The 17,002-nt window shown below is 72.9% G+C and carries 15 protein-coding genes; 1 reads left to right on the top strand and 14 read right to left on the bottom strand.

Going from position 1 to position 17,002, the window contains the following annotated elements; all coding sequences use genetic code 11:
• Nucleotides 1-30: 30 nt before the first annotated feature.
• Genes QSK39_RS17955 through QSK39_RS18000 form a run of 10 tightly spaced genes read right to left on the bottom strand, consistent with a single transcriptional unit; the run spans nucleotide 31 to nucleotide 11,308 of the window.
• The gene (locus QSK39_RS17955; RefSeq protein ID WP_285478879.1) at nucleotides 31-846 is read right to left on the bottom strand and encodes an HpcH/HpaI aldolase/citrate lyase family protein; all 816 of its coding nucleotides are present in this window, start codon (nucleotides 844-846) and stop codon (nucleotides 31-33) included.
• The gene (locus QSK39_RS17960) at nucleotides 843-2,051 is read right to left on the bottom strand and encodes a CaiB/BaiF CoA transferase family protein (RefSeq protein ID WP_285478880.1); all 1,209 of its coding nucleotides are present in this window, start codon (nucleotides 2,049-2,051) and stop codon (nucleotides 843-845) included. The genes QSK39_RS17955 and QSK39_RS17960 overlap by 4 nt, the downstream gene beginning before the upstream one ends.
• Nucleotides 2,048-3,895, bottom strand: a complete 1,848-nt coding sequence (locus QSK39_RS17965; RefSeq protein WP_285478881.1) for a formylglycine-generating enzyme family protein — start codon at nucleotides 3,893-3,895, stop codon at nucleotides 2,048-2,050. Before QSK39_RS17965 ends, QSK39_RS17960 begins: the two co-directional genes overlap by 4 nt.
• Nucleotides 3,892-4,764 carry a ribokinase gene (locus tag QSK39_RS17970; RefSeq protein WP_285478882.1) on the bottom strand — a complete coding sequence of 291 codons (873 nt, stop codon included), beginning with the start codon at nucleotides 4,762-4,764 and terminating at the stop codon, nucleotides 3,892-3,894. Before QSK39_RS17970 ends, QSK39_RS17965 begins: the two co-directional genes overlap by 4 nt.
• A complete protein-coding gene (locus QSK39_RS17975; RefSeq protein ID WP_285478883.1) occupies nucleotides 4,761-6,053 on the bottom strand; it encodes an ADP-ribosylglycohydrolase family protein in 1,293 nt (430 codons plus the stop codon). The genes QSK39_RS17970 and QSK39_RS17975 overlap by 4 nt, the downstream gene beginning before the upstream one ends.
• Complete coding sequence (locus QSK39_RS17980) at nucleotides 6,050-7,204, bottom strand: ADP-ribosylglycohydrolase family protein (protein ID WP_285478884.1); 1,155 nt, start codon at nucleotides 7,202-7,204, stop codon at nucleotides 6,050-6,052. The genes QSK39_RS17975 and QSK39_RS17980 overlap by 4 nt, the downstream gene beginning before the upstream one ends.
• A gap of 13 nt (nucleotides 7,205-7,217) precedes the next feature.
• Nucleotides 7,218-8,498, bottom strand: a complete 1,281-nt coding sequence (locus tag QSK39_RS17985; RefSeq protein WP_285478885.1) for an ABC transporter substrate-binding protein — start codon at nucleotides 8,496-8,498, stop codon at nucleotides 7,218-7,220.
• A gap of 40 nt (nucleotides 8,499-8,538) precedes the next feature.
• Nucleotides 8,539-9,366: a carbohydrate ABC transporter permease gene (locus tag QSK39_RS17990; RefSeq protein WP_285478886.1), complete on the bottom strand. Its 828-nt coding sequence runs from the start codon at nucleotides 9,364-9,366 to the stop codon at nucleotides 8,539-8,541.
• Nucleotides 9,366-10,307, bottom strand: a complete 942-nt coding sequence (locus QSK39_RS17995; protein ID WP_285478887.1) for a carbohydrate ABC transporter permease — start codon at nucleotides 10,305-10,307, stop codon at nucleotides 9,366-9,368. The genes QSK39_RS17990 and QSK39_RS17995 overlap by 1 nt, the downstream gene beginning before the upstream one ends.
• Nucleotides 10,304-11,308 (bottom strand): LacI family DNA-binding transcriptional regulator, encoded by a 1,005-nt coding sequence (locus QSK39_RS18000; protein WP_285478888.1) that lies wholly within the window; start codon nucleotides 11,306-11,308, stop codon nucleotides 10,304-10,306. The genes QSK39_RS17995 and QSK39_RS18000 overlap by 4 nt, the downstream gene beginning before the upstream one ends.
• A gap of 372 nt (nucleotides 11,309-11,680) precedes the next feature.
• On the opposite strand from QSK39_RS18000, the gene QSK39_RS18005 reads away from it, so the two are divergent.
• Complete coding sequence (locus QSK39_RS18005) at nucleotides 11,681-12,538, top strand: alpha/beta hydrolase fold domain-containing protein (protein WP_285478889.1); 858 nt, start codon at nucleotides 11,681-11,683, stop codon at nucleotides 12,536-12,538.
• Between the two features lie 2 nt (nucleotides 12,539-12,540).
• Here the strand turns inward: QSK39_RS18005 and QSK39_RS18010 are convergent, their stop codons facing one another.
• The 4 genes from QSK39_RS18010 to QSK39_RS18025 form a co-directional block, all read right to left on the bottom strand.
• The gene (locus tag QSK39_RS18010) at nucleotides 12,541-13,365 is read right to left on the bottom strand and encodes a hypothetical protein (RefSeq protein WP_285478890.1); all 825 of its coding nucleotides are present in this window, start codon (nucleotides 13,363-13,365) and stop codon (nucleotides 12,541-12,543) included.
• Between the two features lie 170 nt (nucleotides 13,366-13,535).
• On the bottom strand, nucleotides 13,536-15,779 hold the full coding sequence (locus QSK39_RS18015; RefSeq protein WP_285478891.1) for an FtsX-like permease family protein: 2,244 nt from the start codon (nucleotides 15,777-15,779) through the stop codon (nucleotides 13,536-13,538).
• Nucleotides 15,776-16,465 (bottom strand): ABC transporter ATP-binding protein, encoded by a 690-nt coding sequence (locus QSK39_RS18020; RefSeq protein WP_285478892.1) that lies wholly within the window; start codon nucleotides 16,463-16,465, stop codon nucleotides 15,776-15,778. Before QSK39_RS18020 ends, QSK39_RS18015 begins: the two co-directional genes overlap by 4 nt.
• Complete coding sequence (locus QSK39_RS18025; protein WP_285478893.1) at nucleotides 16,462-16,983, bottom strand: PadR family transcriptional regulator; 522 nt, start codon at nucleotides 16,981-16,983, stop codon at nucleotides 16,462-16,464. Before QSK39_RS18025 ends, QSK39_RS18020 begins: the two co-directional genes overlap by 4 nt.
• Nucleotides 16,984-17,002 lie beyond the last annotated feature (19 nt).

Genomic DNA, 17,002 nt, shown 5'->3' on the forward strand with positions numbered 1-17,002 from the left:
GGCGGATCCAAAATCCGTACAACGCGCGTACTAGTCGGCCAGCGACAGCACCGTCCGTGCCTGCTCGACCATGGCGACGTCCAGGAACGTCCCGTCGGGCAACGCGATCGCGCCGACGCCGGCGGCCGTCGCGTCGGCGACGCGGGCGATGACCTCGCGCGCCCGCGACACCTCCTGCGACGTCGGCAGGAACGCCGTCCGGATCGTCTCGAGCTGGACCGGGTGGATCGCCGTGCGGCCGCGGAAGCCGAGCGCCCGGCCCGCCCGGCACGACGCCGCGAGCCCGTCGCGGTCGCGGACGTTCGCGTACGCCGACATCGCGGGCGGTGCGAGCCGGGCCGCCCGGGCCGCGACGATCACCCGGCTGCGCGCCCACGTCAGCCCGGCGTCGTCGGCGACACCGAGGTCCGAGCGCAGATCGGCCTCACCGAGCCCGATCGACGCGATCCGCGGCGACGCCGTCGCGATGTCCAGGGCCCGTTCCACCCCGAGCGCCGACTCGATCAGCGGGTGGAGTGCCCGGCCCGGCAGCGCGGCCTCGACGGCCAGGATCTCCGCCGGCGCCTCGACCTTCGGCAGCCGGGCGCCCACCGCGAGCGGCAGCCGGGCCACCGCGGCCAGGTCGGCCTCGTGCCACGGCGTGCTCGGGTGGTTGACGCGCACCTGCACCGGCCTGACCACCGCCGCGAGCAGCTCCAGAAGGTTCTCGCGGGCCTCGTCCTTGTGCGCCGGGGCGACCGCGTCCTCGAGGTCGACGAGCACTACGTCGGCCGCGGACGCCAGGGCCTTGCGCACCCGGTCCGGCCGGTCGGCCGGGGTGTAGAGGAACGTCAGCGGCGGGCTCACACCGCACCCCGTTCGCGCAGCTCGGCCACCCGCTCGGGCGAGAACCCCAGCTCCGCCAGCACGGCGTCGGTGTCGGCGCCGTGCGGGCGGCCGGTGAACCCGATGACGCCGTCGTGGCCGGAGAGCCGGAACAGCGGGCCCTGCATGAGCATCGGGCCGAGGTCGGCGTCCTCGATCTCGTGGATCGTGCCGAGCGCGCGGAACTGCGGGTCCTCGACGATGTCGGCGGCGTCGTAGATCGGCGCGACCGCGGCCTGCGCTTCTTCGAACGCGGCGACGACCTCGTCGCGCGTGCGCTGCCCGATCCACTTGCCGACGGCTTCGTCGAGCTCGTCGGCGTGGCGGGCCCGGTCGGCGCCGGTGGCGAACCACGGCTCGTCGGCCAGGTCCGGGCGGCCGACCATGCGGACCACGCGCTCGGCGATCGACTGGGCCGACGTCGACACCGCGACCCACTGGCCGTCGGCCGTGCGGTAGGTGTTGCGCGGCGCGTTGTTCGTCGACCGGTTGCCGGTGCGCGGCTGGACGGTGCGCAGCTGGTCCCAGCGCGTGATCTGCGGGCCGAGCATGGCCAGCATCGGCTCGATGATCGCGGTGTCGACGACCTGCCCGCGCCCGGTGTTCGCCCGCGCCGCGAGGGCGACCATGATCGCGTACGCCGTGGCCAGGGACGCGACACCGTCGGCGAGCCCGAACGGCGGGAGCGTCGGCGGCCCGTCCGGTTCCCCGGTGGTCGCCGCGAACCCGCTCATCGCCTCGGCGAGCGTGCCGAAGCCCGGCCGGCTGCGGTACGGGCCGAGCTGCCCGAAGCCGGTGACGCGGGCGAGCACGAGCTTCGGGTTCCAGCTCGCCAGCTCGTCGTACCCGAGGTGCCAGCGTTCGAGCGTGCCGGGGCGGAAGTTCTCGATGACGACGTCGGCCGAGGCGGCCAGCGCGAGGAACACCTCGCGGCCGCCTTCGCTGCCGAGGTCGGCCGTGACCGTGCGCTTGTTGCGGCCCAAGGTCTTCCACCACAGGTTGACGCCGTCCTTCGCGGCGCCGTGGGTGCGCGAGGGGTCGGGTTTGCGCGGGTGCTCGACCTTGATCACCTCGGCGCCCATGTCCCCGAGGTGCATGGCGGCCATCGGGCCGGCGAAGAGCGTGGACGCGTCGACGACGCGCAGCCCGGCCAGGGCGCCGGTCGACCGGTCACGGGAGACGGTCACGCCGTCACCTCCCAGGCGCAGCGGAAGCCGACGGTCGCACTGCGGGCGAGGCCCAGGCCGGGCAGCAGGAGCTTCACGGTGTATTCGGGGTCCTTCCGGCCACCTTCGACGTACCATTCGGAGCCCTCGGCGGCGTAGTCGCTGCCGCCCTTGAGCATCACGAACCGCGTCCGTCCGTCGGAGTGTTCGCTCTCGGTCCAGTTCCACACGGCCGGGGTGCCCCGTTCGAGGCTTTCGCCGGCCAGCTGCCATTCGTCCTCGGTCGGCAGGCGGCCACCGCGCCAGGCGCAGTACGCGCGGGCGTCGTCGAGGTCGACGTGGGTGACGGGTTCGTCGGGCGCGCCCGGGTGCTTCGGCTCGTGGCCGGTGGCGGTCAGGAACTCCGCGTACTGCGCGTTGGTCACTTCGGTGACGCCGATCGCGACAGCCGTGGCCAGCTCACCTTCGCGCTGCAGCGTGCGGGCGTCGTGCAGGCGCGGCGGAAGCGGCTTCCATTCGTCCACATAGGGCGCTCCCTGGTACGTGCCGGTCTCGCGGGCGCGGTAGCGCACGGTCAGCACGTACGGCCCGGCCGGGACCACGACGGCGTCCGCGTCGGGCTTTCCGATGGTCCTTTGTGGACTTATTCGCTTCGCGAGCCGGTGCGGGAAGCGGGAGTCCGGGTCGTGCGGCAGCTCCGGAAGGTCCGGCAGCCACCCTTCCACCGCAGCGCCGATCCCGCGGGCCGGTACGCCGCCCAGAAGGTCGGTGCCGGGCAGCGGGCCGTGGTAGTCGGTGTCGCCGCGGTTGACGAGCGTCCACAAGATCTTGCCGTCCAGTTCCCACTTGGACGCGTAGACGCCGGCCGCCTCGGCCTCGGGCGGCAGCTCGGCCAGGGGCGTCCACTCGCCGTCGAGCAGCAGGTCTTTCGCGGCACGCTGGAGCGTGACCATCCGGCGGACGGTCGCGGCGTCGCGGGGCGACCAGCCGACCCACACGCCGAAGACGACTTCCCACACCATGACGCCGACGCCGTTGAGCCACGCCGACTGGAGTTCTTCGCTGTGGTCGCGGTGCCAGCGGCGGACGTGGTGCTGCATGTGCCGGCGCTCGTACCAGTGGGCACGCAGGACGCCCGGGACGGGCGAGTCGGCGAAGAACTGGGCCCACGACGCCGCGTGGTCCTCGATGCGCTCGACCGGCAGCTTGGACTCGCCTTCGAGGACGATGCCGGGCCGGGCGGCTTCGAGCCGGGCGACGAAGTCCGGCTCGGCCTTCTTGAGGGTGTCGAGGAAGACACCGTCGGCTTTCAGGTCGGCGACCAGGGCCGCGAGTTCGGTGAGGTCGTCGTCGCCGCGGCGGGTGCCGACGTCCCAGGGGTTGTAGTCGACGAAGACGTGCAGGCCGTGGCCGTGCAGGGTGTCGATCAGGTCCGTGAGCCCGGGGACGTCGCGGTAGAAGTCCCACTGGTTGCGGTCGTCGAGGCCGATCACCGGGTAGGCGTGCCAGAGGACGACGGCGTCCAGGCCGCCGAAGCGCTCTTGTGCGTCGGCGAGGAAGCGCTCGGGGGTGAAGCGGTGCTCGGCGAAGGAGTAGAGCAGCTCGTCCCAGAGCCAGACCTGGGCGACCGTGTGGCAGGTCTGCGCCCAGGCCGCGTTCGGACGCTCGTAGTCCTGGCCGGTGTAGCCGTGCCGGCTTCGCGCGTCTTCGCGCCATTCCCGGAGTTTCGCGCGCCACGCGGGCCGGTCGGCCGGGTCCGCGGGGGCGGCGAAGATCTTCGCGTCGTCGAGGTCGGACAGGGGGCCGCGCACCTCGGTGGGGCGGTCGATCGGCCGCGGGACGAGCGGGTCGAACTGATAGGTCATGATGTCTTTCCTGCGACCTCGGCGGCGGTGGGGACGGCGGCCTGGGCGCCGGGCCGGGTGACGGCGAGCGCACCGGCCACGGTCGCCCGCTTCGCCGCCGCGGGGAGGTCTTCGCCCTGAGCCAGCGCCGCCGCGAGGACGCCGCAGAACGTGTCGCCGGCGCCGGTGGTGTCGACGACGTCGACCGGGATGCCGGGGATCCGCACGGGTTCGTGGTCCCTGCGGAGGACCACACAGCCTTCGCCGCCGAGGGTGACCACGACGGCGGGTACGCGCTTGAGCAGCTTCTCGGGCTCGCCGGCGAGGTCGGCGGCCTCGTGCTCGTTGACGACGAGCAGGTCGAGGACCTCCCACAGCGAGTCCGGCAGCTCCCGCGAGGGCGCGGCGTTGAGGATCATCCGCGCTCCGGGTCTCCTGGCCGCGGCGGCCGCCGCGACGACGTCGAGCGGGATTTCCAGCTGGGCCAGCACGACGTCGGCTTCGGCGATCCGTTCGGCCTGGGCGGCGCCGACCTGCACGTGCTCGTTCGCGCCGGGTGCGACGACGATGGCGTTCTCGCCGTCGGGGGCGACGGTGATGAAGGCGGTCCCGGTGGGCGCGTCGGCCCGGTCGACGAGGTCGGTCCGGACCCCGGCGCCACCGAGGGAGACGAGAAGAAGGTCGGCGGCTTCGTCTTCGCCGAGCGCCCCGACGAAGGTGGTGTCGGCGCCCCCGGCCAGCGCGGCGGCGACGGCCTGGTTCGCGCCCTTGCCGCCGGGACTGCGCCGCAGCCGTCCCCCGAGCACGGTCTCCCCGGCTTTCGGCGGCCGCGGAACATCGACGGCGAGGTCGACGTTGGCCGAACCGACCACCACTACTCGCCCGGTCACTTCCGCACCTCCGCCAGCGCCGCCGTGCGGGCCGCGAGGTCCTCGATCCGCCGCTCTCCACCCGGCAGCGAGGTCGCGATCCGGCCGTCCAGCGGCTTGCTCCAGTAGTCGTCCACCCCGCTCAGCGCGCCCACCACTCCCCCGACCGTCGCGGCCGCCGAGTCCGTGTCCCAGCCCGCCGTCACCGCGATCGCGACGCTCGGCCCGAACTCCCCGCCCCCCGCGGCGAGCGCGTACGCGATCACCGCCGCGTTGTTGAGCACGTGCACCCAGTGCAGGTGCCCGTAAGCCGCGTGGAGCCGGTCGAGTCCACTTCGGACATCGCCGTCCGACGCCGCGTCCCGGCCGAAGCGGATCGCGGTCGCGAGGTCACTCGACGAAGGGACCACCGCCGCTGCCGCGTCGAGGACTTCGTCCACCGTGTCGCACACCATCGCCGCCGAGGCGAGTGCCGCCGCCCACATCGCGCCGTACACGCCGTTGCGCGTGTGGCTCAACCGGGCGTCCGTCCACGCCAGCCGGGCCGCCGACCGCACGTCGCCCGGGGACACCCAGCCGAACACGTCCGCGCGGATCAGCGCGCCGATCCACTCGCGGAACGGGTTCCGGTAGGTCGCGGTGTCCGCGCGCGCGTCCAGGATGTTGCGGTACGCCGCCCGCTCCGCCGTGAACACCCGCCCGGCCGGCAGGTTGTCCAGCCACAGTTGCGCGACGTCGTCCGTCGTGAAGGCGAAACCGCGCGACTCCAGGAGCGACAACGCCAGCATCGGGTAGTTGAGGTCGTCGTCCTCGGGCATCCCGTCGATGTTCTCCTCCAGCGACGTCGGCGCCGACCGGCGGTTCCACGGCCACCGCGCCGCGACGTCGCCGGGCAGCCCCACCGCGGTGAACCACCGGTCGAGCGGCCAGCGGCCGGTCGCGCGCAGGATCTCCTCGATGCCCTCCCGCGGGATCTTCTCCACGGGCTTGCCGAGCAGGCACCCGGCGGCCCGGCCGGTCCACGCGCTCAGCTCACGCCCCCGCGACCCGCGAGGCAGTGACGGCGGCGCAGGCAGGTCCAGCGAGTCCCAGGAAGGCTCGGCCACCGGCGAGTCGAGCTCGTCCAGCAGCTCCCGGGCCAGCGGCCGCAGCGAAGGCATCGCCGGACCCGCACCGCTCACGACCGGCGTCGGGTCACCACCCGCCGCGACCCACCTGTCCCGGACCGCGGTGACGTCCTTGCCCTCGGCCAGGGACTGCACCAGCTCGTGCGGGAGCAGGTCTTCGGGCTGGGCCCAGGTCAGCCTCACGCCGTCTCCCCGAGGAACGCGGCCCGGGCCGCGGCCCGCTCCCGGTCGGCCTTCAGGATGTCCGCGGCCGCCGAGGCCAGCAGGTGCCCGGTCTCGCGCAGGTCCATCCGGCTGGCGTCGCCGATCTCGTCGACCCACGCGGCGGGCACGACCGCCGTCCCGCCGAGGCCCGCGCAGATCGCCGCCGCCATCACGGCGATCGAGTCGGCGTCCCGGCCGTAGTTCACGGCGGCGAGCACCGCCCCGCGGAAGTCGCCCCGGTGCGCCAGCACGAACGCCAGCGCGGCGGGCAGCTCCTCGATGGACTTCGTCCGCGACGGACGCCGGGCGTCCATGGACATCTCCCGGTAGTGCGGGCCCACCGAGTCGAACGGCGCGACCGTCTCCCGGACGAGCGCGGCCAGCGCCCGTTCTTCGTCGTCGGTGGCCGGGGGGACGGTCCGGCCGGCGAACTCCGCGACGACGGCCCGCAGCGCCGCCGCGGTCCCGTCGTGCGCCACTTCCAGGGCCGCCGCGACGACGTCGTCGAGCGACGCGCCCGGGGCGACGGCGGCCGCCACCATCGCGGCCAGCACGCCCGCCGCCTCCCGGCCGTAGCTCGACTGGTGCGCGCCGGTGAGGTCGATCGCCTCGGCGTACGCCGCCCGCGGATCACCCGCGTTGACGACGCCCACCGGGGCGACGTACATCGCCGCACCGCAGTTGACCACGTTCCCCACGCCGGCTTCGCGCGGGTCGACGTGTCCGTAGTGGAGTCTCGCGACGATCCACTTCTCGGCCAGGAAGACCCGCTGCAGCAGCAACGCGGTCGACTCCAGCTCCGGCACCCAGCGCGGCTCGCCGATCATGAGCGGCACCAGGTCCTCGGCCATCGCGTACGCGTCGAGGTGCGCGCGGCGCTTCGCGTACACCTCGACGAGCGCCCGCGTCATGAGGGTGTCGTCGGTGATGTGCCCGTCGCCCTTGTGGTACGGCGCGATCGGGCGCGCCGTCCGCCAGTCCGGGTACCACGGCCCGACGACGCCGGTCACCCGGCCGCCGTGGCGCTCTTCGATCTGTTCGGGTGTCCACCCTTCGGTGGCGCCGCCGAGGGCGTCCCCGACGGCCGCGCCGGTGATCACCGCGACGGCCCGGTCTTCCAGCCAGGTCAAGAATCCGCTCCTGTCACTTGCTGACGCTCTTCCAGCCGTCCTCGAGCTGCTTCGCGAGGCCGGCGGCGTCGATCTTCTGTCCGAGGAACTGCTGGTACGCCGGGGTCGCGACGGTGTCCTTCCACTGCGCGTACTTGCCGGCGAACAGGTACGGCGCCGAGGTCAGGTGCTCCCCCGACGCGAGGATCGCGTCCCAGCCGTTCTTGCCGGCGAGCTTCGTGGCCAGCGCCTTGCGCGCCGAGGTCGTCGGCGGGATCAGCGCGTCGGCCTCGTTGATCGCGGCGAGGTTTTCGGTGCTGGTGAAGAAGTCGACGAACTCCGCGGCTTCCTTGACGTGGCCGGAGTCCTTGTTCACCGACAGCGTCTGCGGGTTCGCGGCCTGCGCGGGCCCGGCCGAGCCGGCCAGCGGCGGGAGCACGACCCAGTCGAAGCCCTTCGGCGCGTCCTTCGCGATGTTGGCCGCCTGGTAGGAACCCTGGACCGTCATCGCGATCTGGCCTGCGTAGAACGGCGCGAGCGCCTTGGTGCCCGACTGCGTCAGCGTGACCGGCAGGATCGAGTGGTCCTGGTGGGCCATCGCGTCGACGAGCTGCGGCAGGGCCTGCTCGCCCTGGCCGACGGTCAGGTTCGCCTTGTCACCGGTGCCTTCGAAGTACTTGCCGCCGAAGCCGGGAGCCAGCGCGACGAACGCCGCCGTCGGGCTCGACAGGCCCCAGCCGAGGCCGAACTTGCCGTCCTTGGTCGTCGCCTTCGCGATGTCGCGCAGCTGGTCCCAGGTCATCGACGCGCCGGTCGGGACGGTGACGCCCGCCTGCTGCAGCTGGGTCTTGTTCGCGAAGACCACATAGGACTGCAGCTCGGTCGGCACCGCGATGACCTTGCCGTCGACGGTCACCGAGTCCAGGACGCCCTTCGGGATGTCCGCGCGCTTGCCCTCCGGCAGGTACTGCGTCAGGTCCGCGAGGTAGCCGTCGGTGGCGAAGGGCGCGATGCCGGCCGCCTCGTAGTGCACGATGTCCGGCGCCGTGCCCGCGTTGAACTGGGTGATCAGCTTGTCGTAGACGCCGTCCCAGCCCGCCTGCACGATCTTGACCTGCACGTCCGGGTGCGCCTTGTTCCAGTCACCGACGATCTTCTGCGTCGCGGCGATGGCGGCGGGCTGGTCGGACAGGGACTGGAAGGTGAGGGTGACCGGCCCGTCCCCGCCGTCCCCGCTCCCGCCGCCCCCGCACGCGGTGAGCAGCAGGCCGGCGACCGACAGGAGGGTGGCGGCAATCATGCGTCGTGTCTTCATCGACCGACCTTTCGACCTTTTTCGTTGAGGGTGGGGAGGGTCATCCCTTCACCGCCCCGGCCATCAGGCCGCTGGTGAGCCTCCGGCGCAGGATGCTGAAGAAGACGATGCTGGGGATGGCGGCGAGCACGGCGCCGGCGGCGAGCGGGCCGAGGGCGACCTTGCCCTCCCCGCCGACGAACATGTTGAGCGTGATGGGCAGCGTGTAGTTCTCCGGCGACTGCAGGAGGACCAGCGCGAAGAAGAACTCGTTCCACGACGAGACGAAGCTGAACATCGCCGTCGCGGCGACACCCGGGGCGAGCAGCGGGAAGACGATCGTGCGCAGCACGGTCAGCCGGCTCGCGCCGTCCACCGCCCCGGCCTCCTCCAGCTCCACCGGGATCGCGGCGACGTACCCCTGCAGCATCCAGAGCGCGAACGGCAGCATGTACGTCGTGTGCACCAGCGTCAGGCCGGCGAGGTTGTCGGCCAGGCCGAGCGTCCGCAGGATGAGGTACAGCGGCAGGATGATGAGCACGACCGGGAACACCTGGCTGACCAGGATCCAGCCGACGCCGGCCGCGCGCACCTTGCCCTTGAGCCGCGCGAGCACGTAGGACGCGGGCACGGCGATGACGACCGACAGCGCGGTCGAAGCGAGCGCGACGATCAGGCTGTTCGCGGCGGACCGGACCAGGCCCTGCTTTTCCAGGGCTTCGGTGTAGTTGTCCCAATGCCATTCGCTCGGCAGCAGGCTGACCGTCAGGGAATTGAGCTCGCCCGACGACTTCACCGACGCGGAAATCAGCCACAGCAACGGGAAGCCCAGGAACAGGATGTAGAGCGCGAGGGCGATGTATTGCGCCGGGCGTACCAGAGTCCTCATCAGCGCCCCTTCCCGGCGCGGTCGTCGCGGAACTGCGACCGCAGGTAGACGGCGAGGATCAGCACGACCACGACGACGAGCACCAGGCCCATCGCGGCGGCGTAGCCGATCTCGCGGTTCTTGAAGGCCTCGAGGTAGATGAACAGCACCGGGACCATCGTCTTGCCGCCCGGGCCACCCGCGGTGAGGACGTAGACCAGCGAGAACGAGTTGAAGTTCCAGATGAAGTTCAGCGACGTGATCGACGTGACGATCGGGCGCAGGCTCGGCCACGTCACCGCGGTGAACCGCCGCCACGCGCCCGCGCCGTCCATCGCGGCGGCTTCCTGCAGCTCGGCCGGGATCTGCTGCAGGCCGGCCAGCAGCGTCACCGTCGTCTGCGGCATCCCGACCCAGACGCCGACGACGATCACCGCGGGCAGCGCGACCGAGAAGTCGCCGAGCCAGTTGATGTCGCTGGGCAGGCCGACGCTGCCGAGGAAGGCGTTGAGCGGGCCGCCGTTGGCCGAGTAGATCATCTGCCACATGATCGCCACGACGACCGGCGGCATCGCCCAGGGAATCAGCGCGAGCACCCGGGTCAGGCCTTGCAGTTTGAGCCCGGAGTTGAGCAGCAGGGCCAGGCCCATCGCGGCGGCGAGCTGGAGCATCGTGACACCGACGGTCCAGATCATCCCGATCCGCAGCGAGTCCCAGAACAGGTCGTTGCCGACGAGCTTCGTGAAGTTGTCGACGCCGGCGAAGCCGTAGTCGGGGTGGCGCACCAGGCGCGCGTCGGTGAAGGCCAGGAAGATCCCGACGACCAGCGGCGCGACGCTCAGCACGAGGATCGGGATCAGCGACGGCAGCACCAGCCCGATCGCCTCCCGCCGCCGGGAACGGGCCAGCGCGGGCTTCTTCTTCCCGGCCGGGGGCGCCGGGCGGGTCAGCGTCGCGGTCATCGCGCACCCCCGGTCGACTCGCGCACCCTCAGCTCCGGGCCGACGGCGACCTGCTGCGCGGCGTGGTCCGGGTCGTCGGCGAGCTGGAGCATGATCCGCGCCGCCGCGCGCCCGCGTTCGGTCGAGCCGAGGGAGACGCTGGTGAGGCTGGGCTGGAAGACCCGGCCGATCTCGGTGTCGTCCATGCCGGTGATCGCGACGTCCTCGGGCACGGACAGGCCGAGTTCCCGCACGGCCCGGATGGCGCCGATGGCGAGCAGGTCGTTGGCGGCGACGAGCGCGTCGAGCCGGCCGCGGGCGAGCAGCCGGCGGGCGGCCTCGAGCCCGGCCGTGACGGTGAAGTCCCCGGCGACCTCCTGGTCGGCCCGGTCGAAGGCGATTTCCCCGGCCACGGCGTCGAACCCCCGCTGGCGCGCGGCGCCGGGGGTGGTGTCGAGCGGGCCGTTGAGGAACCCGACGTTGCGGCAGCCGAGGGCGTGCAGGTGGCGGACGGCCGCGCCGATCCCGCCCGCGGAGTCGGTGGAGACCGAGCTGATGCCCCGGTCGTCCAGCGCCCGCCCGATCACCACGACCGGGACGGGGGCCTGCTGGATCTCGCGGATCAGCCGGTCGTCGGTGCGCAGCGGGCTGACGATCATGCCGTCGACGAAGCCGCTGTTGAGGCTGCGCACGAGCTCGGTGGTCGACGTCGCGGTGTCCCCCGTGCTCATCACGACGACCCGGTAGCCGTGAGGGGCGAGGACTTCGTGGATGGCCCGCATCATCTCGACGTAGACGGGGTTCCCGATGTCGGCGACGGCGAAGGCGACCTGGAAGGTCTTCTTCAGCCGCAGCGACCGCCCGATGGCATCGGCGCTGTACCCGAGCTCGGCCGCGGCGGCCCGCACGCGTTCGACCATGGCCGGGCTGGCACCGGAGCCGTGCAGCGCCCGCGAGGTCGAGGCCAGGGACACCCCGGCGCGCTCGGCGACCTGGAGCAGCGTGGCCCGTGTTGACGTCATCGGCTACCTCGTTGTGCGTTCTTGGAAACGTTTCCAGCTGCGGAAGGCGGGATTGGAAACGTTTCCAATCGGATTAATCCAGATACTGACACCGGTGAGCGGGACATGTCAACACGACACGGAGAGCACCGGAGCGGTCACGAGGCCGTACCCGGACGGTCGGCTCGCGTACCCAGGCAGTCGGCTCGCGTACCCGGACGGTCGGCTCACGGTCCGACCCTCTGGGTACGCGAGCCGACTCTCCAGGTACGTGAGCCGACCCTCGGGGTACGTGAGCCGACGCTTGGGGTACCTCTCCCCCGCGTCCGGTGAATTTCTCCCGCATCCTGGTACGGCTGGCCGGACTGACCGGAATGCCCCGATAGTGGTCGCGTGCTCACTTCCCGTGCTCCGCTGACCCTGCCCCGGGCCGAACGAGCCGGGACGCGAGTGTCCTATCGGGACGCACTCGTCGCGACCCTCGCCGGCTACCGGCCGCTGCTGCTGGACCTCGTCGTTCCGGCCGGGCAAGCGCCCGGCAGCGGCCACCCGGTCGTCGTCTACCTCTACGGCGGGGCGCCCGCGGCGGGGTCGCACAAGCACAGCCTGCTCGGCGACCGCGTGACGGATCGGTTGGTGGCGGCCGGGTTCGCCGTCGCGCGGGCGCAGTACCGGCACGGGCGGGAAGCCCCCTTCCCCGCGCAGGTCCACGACGTGAAGGCCGCCGTGCGCTGGGTGCGCCACCACGCCGGGGAGCTGGAGCTCGACGCGAACCGCGTCGCGGCGTGGGGGCACTCGGCCGGCGGCTACCTGGCCGCGATGCTCGCCGTCACGGCGGACGACCCCGAGTTCGAAGGCGACCTCGGGATCACGGGCCCGCCGAGCCGGGTCGCCGCCGCGATCGCCTGGAGCGCACCGGCGGACTTCACGCGCATCCCGCCGCCACCCGCGGGTTCCCCGTTGCACAGCAGCGGCCACGACCCGCACGACTGGCTCCCCGGCCCGACCGCGAGCCCGCTGCTCCACGCGTCGGCGACCGCGGCCCCGCTCCTGCTGGCCCACGGGACCGACGACGCCGGGATCCCCATCGCCCACAGCGAAGCACTGGTCGCGGCCTACTGGCGGGCCGGCGCGGACGCCGACCTCGTCCGCATCGAGGGCGCGGGCCACTTCTACGGCGAGCGCAAGCTCCAGCACGTCACCGACGCCGGCATCGCCTTCCTCCGCAACCACCTCACGACGCAGGCCTGACCTCAGCCGACGACGTCGATCTCGAACGGCTCCCCGGCGCTGTACTCGAGGTCGGCCCACACCGCGCCCGGCAGGGCGAACCGGCGGTGGGACGTCAGCCGGTCGTCGTAGTTCGGGTCGGACTTCGGGTTGTGGCCGACGCCCGCCTTGTCCGAGCCCCACGCGAAGATGTTGCCGACCCACATCGGCTTCGACACGCCTTGGCCGTTGATCCGCGGGCGGACGACGAGGGCGGCGCCGGCGCTGCCGGACAGGTTGAGCCGGACCGTGTTCTGCCCGGCGTTGGGCGGGGTGACGGTGATGCGTTCCATGAGCTCCACTTCCGGTTCGGCGGTCAGTTTTCCGGATCCCGGCGAATCCACGCCGGGCCAGAAGTCGGCCACGACGGAGATGTCGATGCCGGGTGCGACGTCCAGCAGGTACTGCGCGGCGATCGCGCCTTCGGGGATCTCGCGCCTGCCGGTGGCCGTGGCGATCCAGTACAGCGGCGGCTCGACGCGCTGGGCCTTGAACGCCGCTTTCACCTTCGGCCAGGTCGACCGGTTGCAGTAGACGACCGGGTACGCGAACCCCGACGCACGCCGCCGCGCGGCCCAGCCCGGCGCCTCCTCCGGCGTGGCGTCGCCCGGCTCGACGTCCAGGACGTGCCCGTCGTTCGTCGACGCCTTCTTGACGATCCGCACCTTGAGGGCGTCCGGGAAGAGCGCCCAGTCGGCGGCGGTCCACGGCGCGAGCTTGATCCGGTCGATGTACCCGGCCACGAGCACCGGACGGCCATCCTTCTTGAGGATGTTCCGCGCGGTGACGGCGTCATACATGGTGCGCATCGGCGTGCCTCGAAATCGTGGGGCGGCGGATATCGGCGTATTCACGATCGCGCAAAGAGGATAACGCCACAACGGCGAAAAGGGCGCCTTTTCGGGCGGAATCGGCTCGCCGAAAAGACTCCACGCGCGGAGGCGGGCCCGGAAACAACCGGACCCGCCGCCGCCACGGGTCATTCTTCCCGCAAATTCTCCAGGTTCGTCGTCCGCCACAATGCGGGCAGTGTCAACGCGGTGACGAACAGTACCGCGGCGATCGCGGTCGCCGTCAGCAGCGCGATCGACGCCGGGTCCGCCGTCATCGGGCGGTGCACCACGAACCTGAGCACCAGCCAGTCGAGGGCGAGCCCGGCCGGCACCGCGACGAGCACCGCCACGGCCACCGGGATCGCCAGCTGCCACACCAGCGACCGGGCGAGCACGCCGCGCCCGACGCCGTTCGCCGCCAGCGCGGCGAGGCTGCGCCGCCGTTCCCGCAGCTGCTCCCACGCGGCGACCAGCAGGCTGCCCGCGACGAACAGCAGCACCAGCACCGAACCGACCGACAGCACCCGGGTGATCAGCGCGGACGTGCTGTCCCGCCCGGTGCCGAGCGAGCTGACGGATCCGTTCCAGCCCACCACGTTCCGGACGCGCTCCACCTGATCCGGATCGGCGTCCGGCAGCGTCGCGGACACGGTCAGCCCGACGCCCGACGCCGTCGCCAGCGCGCCCGGGGTGACGACCACCTCCGGCGCGTCTTCCCCGGACATCGGCACGCGGTGCACCGCCGGCACCGTCCACTGGGGAACAGGGGCGCGGGCGATCCGGCGGAGCTCGGAGAACCACAGGCGGTCCCCCGGCGCGGGCACGTAGCCGCGGTAGGCCGTCGCGGCGTAGACGTCGCCGTCGTGGCAGTCCGCGATCCCGGTGCGGGCCCGCAGCCCCGGGCAGTCCTCGACGGCGACCGAATTGCGTTCGCCCGACGCGGTCTCGATCATGGCGCTGGTCCGCACCGGCGCGGCACCCAGCCCGGGCAGCGCGTGGAGGGCGGCGGTGAACGCCTCGCCGTCGTCGACGCTCATGGCGTAGTAGCTCGCGTACACGCGGATGTCCTGCGGCGCGGGGCGTTCGAACTCGGTCCGGTCGTAGACCCCTTGCAGTGCAATGGATCCGGCCAGCACCACGGCGACGCCGCTGACCAGCCGCGCCGCCGTCGCGCTGTCCAGCTGGAGCCGGCGCACGGCCAGCAGCCAGGCCGGCGAACCGCCCCCGAGCAGGCCGGCGACCCGCTCGACCACCCACGGCAGCACCAGGGGCACGGCCGCGAGGACGAGGACCACCCCGGCGATCACGGACGGGTTGCCGGCGCCGTCCCCGCCCAGGCCGGTGAGCAGCAGCACGCCGCCCGTGACCGCGGGGAACAGGCGCCAAGCCAGCTTCCGCCGCGTCCGCGTCCCCCGCCGCTCGACGCCGAGGGGCTCGATGACGACCAGCCGCAGCGCGAACACCGCCGCCACGCACGCCAGTACCGGCAGCGCCAGCAGGGCCGGGACGCCCAGCCGCCAGTCGGGGACGACGTCGGTGCCGAAGAGGCCGCCGCGGAAGGCGTCCACGGTGATCCGCGGGACGAGCACGCGGATGAGCTGGAACAGCGCCAGCCCGGCGAGCAGGCCGGCGAACGCCCCGAGCAGTGCCTCGCCGGCCGCGATCCGGTGCACCTGGCCGCGGTCCGCGCCGACCAGGCGCAGCGCGGCGAGCCGCCGGTCCCGGGCCGCCGCCGCGAGCCGGGTGCTGGTGACGACGAAGACGAACACCGGCACCAGGCAGGTCGTCGCGCCGACCACGACCAGCAGCAGCTCGAGCGACGACAAGGGGCGGTGCGAGCTCGCGCTCCCGAAGCGGCTCACCGAAACGGCGTCCGGCTGCTGTGCGACGGAGTCGGAACCGAAGTAGAAGAAGAGCTCGTTCGGGCCGGTGAGCCCGGCGGCGCCGATCGTCCCGATCACCCGCGCGGAGAACCGTGACCGCAGCAGCTCGCCGTCGGATGAGCGCAGCAGGTCCGCCAGCGCCGGGGAAACCACCATCTCCCCCAGCCCCGGGAGCCGGTCGACGCCCGGGGCGGCCGGCGGGCGCGACCCGGTCGCCTGCACGAGGTAGCCCTGCAGGCCGCGGCCGCGGAACTCGTCGTTCCGTTTGACCAGGTGGATCGGATCGACGCCCTCGACGGCCTGCGCCACATCGGGGAAGCGCGCGCTCGCCCGGTCGTCCCGGGCGGCGAGCAGGTTCGGCACCGCCGTCGCGGTGAGCAGGACGGCGACGCCGAGGCCGACGCCGACCGCCGTCAGGGTGAGCCGCACCAGCGCGGTCCGCGCCCCGCCGCCGCCCAGCGCGAGGCGCATCCCGAGCGCGAGGTCGCCGGCCCAGCGCCGGATCACCGGGTCACCTCGAGTTCCCGCGTCCGCCCGTCGCGCACGACGACCTCGCGGTCGGAGTAGGCCGCGACGCGGGGTTCGTGCGTCACCAGGACCACCGCCGCGTCCCGCTCCCGCGCGATGGTCGTCAGCAGCTGCATCACCTGCTCGCCGCTGAGCGAGTCCAGGGCACCCGTCGGCTCGTCGGCGAAGACGACGCGCGGGCCGGTCACGAGCGCGCGGGCCACCGCCACCCGCTGGCCCTGCCCGCCCGAAACCTCGCCCGGCCGCTTGCCCGCCACCTCGGCGAGGCCGAGCTCCCCCAGCATGTCGCGGGCCCGCCGCGCCGCCACCCGGCCGCGTTCGCCGTTCAGCCGCAGCGGCAGGGCGACGTTCTCCTGGCAGGTGAGCTCCGGGACCAGCCGGCCGAACTGGAAGACGAAGCCGAAGTCCGTGCGGCGCAACGCCGAACGCGCACGGTCGGTCAGCAGGGCGAGGTCGGCACCGCGGTAGCGGACGGCGCCGCCGTCCGGCCGGACGATCCCGGCCAGGCAGTGCAGCAGCGTCGACTTTCCGGCGCCCGACGGGCCCATCAGGGCCACGACCTCCCCCGCGCGCACCCGCAGGCTCGCCGACGTCAGCGCGTCGGTGGGCCCGTACGCCTTCCGGACGTCGTCGGCTTCCAGCAGGACGGCCCCCGGCGTGCTCACGCGATCTCCTTCGCCAGCTGGTCGAGCCGGGCCGCGGTCAGCTCCAGCCAGCGGAGGTCGGCCTCCAGGTGGAACAGCGCGTGGTCGCAGACCAGCTGGTCGACGAGGTCGCCCCCGGTCTTGCGGCGGGTCAGCTCGCGCATGGCATCGAGGTGGGCCGAGCGCTGGACGTCGAGGACGTCGGCGGCCGGGCGGCCGGAGAGCAGGGCGAGCACGACCTTGGTGTAGAGCGTGTTCTGCAGGTAGGCCTCCGGCTTCTCCGGGGTCGCCAGCCAGGTGCCGACGTCGGCGACCCCGGCCTCGGTGATCGCGTAGCGCTTCCGCTCCGGGCCGCCGCCGGCCTCGATGCCGTCGGCCTCGACGAGTCCCTGCTTGAGCAGCCGGGCGAGCGTCGAATAGACCTGGCCGTAGTGGACGCGGCGGTCGTGCCCGAACCGGTCGTCGTAAGCGCGTTTGAGGTCGTAGCCGTGCCGGGGGCCGTTCTCCAGCAGCCCGAGCAGGGTGTGTCCGATCGACATGCGGCGGACTGTACACGGT

The organism is Amycolatopsis sp. NBRC 101858 (genome assembly GCF_030269325.1).
GTDB classification, from domain to species: domain Bacteria; phylum Actinomycetota; class Actinomycetes; order Mycobacteriales; family Pseudonocardiaceae; genus Amycolatopsis; species Amycolatopsis ponsaeliensis.

Coding starts and splice junctions, on each gene's coding strand:
- QSK39_RS17965 (WP_285478881.1), bottom strand. CDS start 3,895: ATGACCTATCAGTTCGACCCGCTCGTCCCGCGGCCGATCGACCGCCCC.
- QSK39_RS17985 (WP_285478885.1), bottom strand. CDS start 8,498: ATGAAGACACGACGCATGATTGCCGCCACCCTCCTGTCGGTCGCCGGC.
- QSK39_RS17990 (WP_285478886.1), bottom strand. CDS start 9,366: ATGAGGACTCTGGTACGCCCGGCGCAATACATCGCCCTCGCGCTCTAC.
- QSK39_RS17995 (WP_285478887.1), bottom strand. CDS start 10,307: ATGACCGCGACGCTGACCCGCCCGGCGCCCCCGGCCGGGAAGAAGAAG.
- QSK39_RS18000 (WP_285478888.1), bottom strand. CDS start 11,308: ATGACGTCAACACGGGCCACGCTGCTCCAGGTCGCCGAGCGCGCCGGG.
- QSK39_RS18010 (WP_285478890.1), bottom strand. CDS start 13,365: ATGCGCACCATGTATGACGCCGTCACCGCGCGGAACATCCTCAAGAAG.
- QSK39_RS18025 (WP_285478893.1), bottom strand. CDS start 16,983: ATGTCGATCGGACACACCCTGCTCGGGCTGCTGGAGAACGGCCCCCGG.